This window comes from Crocosphaera sp. Alani8, from assembly GCF_038442745.1.
Classification (GTDB): Bacteria; Cyanobacteriota; Cyanobacteriia; order Cyanobacteriales; family Microcystaceae; genus Crocosphaera.
Genome location: NZ_JARVCN010000395.1, coordinates 1 through 2,714, shown reverse-complemented (window position 1 = coordinate 2,714; position 2,714 = coordinate 1). Strand labels below are relative to the sequence as shown.

Below are 2,714 nucleotides of genomic sequence, written 5' to 3'. Positions count from 1 at the left end.
TAGGGTTAGTCTAATTTGATATGTAAAGTTTTCTAAAGACATTCAACATTTCTGGCTTGTGACCCAACTAAAAAGATAGAAAAGGTAGAAAATACCTATAAAGGGAATAAAGCTAACTTAGTTTTATTAGAAGGAACCATCAAGAAAACAAAACTAAGAAAAAGAGATCATGCCCCTTGGTTATATGACTTAATAACGATTCCTGATATGACAGGAGCAATAGCCAGTGATAATCAAACCTTACTAGAATCTTTACACAGAATTTTAGAGAAGTTAGGGTACAAAATATTAAGAATTGACTCAAAAACAATTAACAAAGCAGAAGTCAAAGAGTTCTTAAAAGACCCAGATAAGTATTTACGGGAAAATAAAATAGATAGATTATTATTTTCCCCTTCTTGTGAAAGTGGTTTAGATATTAAGATTGATAACTATTTTACTCACTTCTTTGGCTTATTTTACGGGGCATTAGATGCAGACTCAATTACTCAGATAATTGGGAGGATTAGGGATAGTAAAGTGACCCGTTATTTATGGGTAAATCCTTTTATCAAGGTAGATGAGAGAAATAGTATTAAATCACCGATACTAGAAAAATTACAATATCATTTCAACCAACAGCTAACCCGTGACTTAGACTTAGCCATGACGGGAGAAGATAAAAAAGAGGAATTAATTAGTGAGCTACTGACAAAAATAAAAGAAGATTTAAGCACACCTGAGAGTAAATTAGCGCAACGATTAGAGGCAATGATTAACTATGAAAAAGCGAATCTGAGACAGTGTGTTTATTGGCTATTAGAGCAACAAGGATATGATATTAGTAACCGTTATACTCCCGAATACCGAGACCCATTTAAAACAGTTAATAAAGAGGTGTCAAAAGAGAAGATAAAAACCAAGTTTCAGAACGCAACAGATATCTTTGAATCTTCTGACAAGTACCTAGACAAGCCTTGGATGATGTTAAACCAAGACGCTAAATGGGAAGACAGAACCGCATTAATGAAAGCTAAATTGATTAAACTTTTACCTAATATAAATAACTCGACGTTCTGGAGTCCTGAGTTAATCTATCTAGTCAAATACAAGTATCCAAATCTAATAACTCAATTAGAAAATAGAATCTATCTAGAGAAATTTGACCAAGAAAACTCACCGGCCTTAGTTAAGGTTAAAAAGTTCTATCATAACTTATTAAGTAAAGCCAGAATAGGGAGGCTATGTCCGTGGAAAATAAAGCCCCGTTACCTATTCCTAAAAGCATTATTTGATTTAAGATTATTGTACTTTATAGAAGTAGCAGGGGAATTTAGGGCTGATAGTGAACCGGTACAAGACTTAATTAGACGGGCCAACCAAAAGAAAATCTGGACCGGGTTAGGGAAGAAACCATCGAAAGACCCCATTAAGTTTGTGCGGTGGTTGCTGAATCAAATTGGATATGATTTAAGCGATCGCCGTTTAAATGATGAGAAACGGACACGGGTATATAAAGTTGTACCGGTCAAAATCAATGTCAAAGAAGTAATCGAACCCCACAAACACGATAATTATGTTTATGGGGTCATCAATAAATTAACTGAAATACTCGAAGCCAGAATCGAACGGGATTACTCCCCTGAACACCTCCAAACCCTGAGATGGGACGATGAAGACATACTACAAAACCAATCTTGTAGTATGAAATCCGAGTTAAAAAATAACTATCAAACTCATGGGTCTAAAAATGGCTGTAACCCTATGCATGAAAAGATAATTTCTGATCCAGATGTGCCAAGAATTGTTAAAGAAGATCAGGGGGATCTGGATCAAGAAAAAATACTACAAGAGGCTCCAGAGCCACCCGTTGACTGGCCCTTTAAGATAGGCCAATGGGTAAGGATTCAAGGGGACTTATTGGACGAGTCATTAATCGGGGCATTCGCCTTAATTAAAGAGCTTAGAGAGGGGATAAACCGATACGCAATCCTAGAAGTTAATGGAATTAGGCGATCGCTAAAGCTTGATTATTTAACTTCTGTTTAATTATTTAAGTTAAAATGGACTCGTCAAGGATCGTCAGACAACGAGTGTACACTCGTCTTCATCGGAGTTCGGAGTTCGGAGTGAGGGGTTAGGAAATGAAGCCAAAAGTAGTATAGTTGTGACTCGCATTAGGTAGTATGAAGAGAGAAGGAAGAAGTAGGAGGTCTTGTAGCAAATAATCACTGAGAACTAGTATTTCTCACGAACTATATTTTGTACTAATTAACGTAACATTCCTACAACCCCTAAAGAGTTAACTAAAGCTTGGTATCCTTGTTTTCTAATAGTTGTCAATTTCATTGTTTTCCTCCTGTGAAAAATTTATTAGCCAAACAATTAAGTTTATTCATCAGCTAAAAACCTAATGGGAGAAAGGTGAAAAAACTGGCCAAGTAATGTAAGCTGGTTGGCGGTGATTTCTTTTCTTCTTTCTAAGACTTCAGTGACGGTAGATTCATCATCAAAAATAGAAATGAGATCCCTATGGTGTAAATTTTCTTCAGTGATTAAAGCTTGAAGAAGTTCGATTCCTTGGAGAATAGGTAGGGGTTCATGTTTTTGCTCATAATCATAAATCAGAGAGCCTAAGACCTGAAGATAGTCTAACCTGTATTATTCATGAAGAAAAAATAAAACCTAAAAAATAAGGAATTGGCATCAAAAATGATTTTTTATGAAATGGATTA

The 2,714-nt window shown here is 35.5% G+C and carries 1 protein-coding gene; it reads left to right on the top strand.

Going from position 1 to position 2,714, the window contains the following annotated elements:
- Window positions 1-51 precede the first annotated feature (51 nt).
- A complete protein-coding gene (locus P9B04_RS19680) occupies window positions 52-2,028 on the top strand; it encodes a plasmid replication protein, CyRepA1 family (RefSeq protein ID WP_342056671.1) in 1,977 nt (658 codons plus the stop codon).
- Window positions 2,029-2,714: the final 686 nt, after the last annotated feature.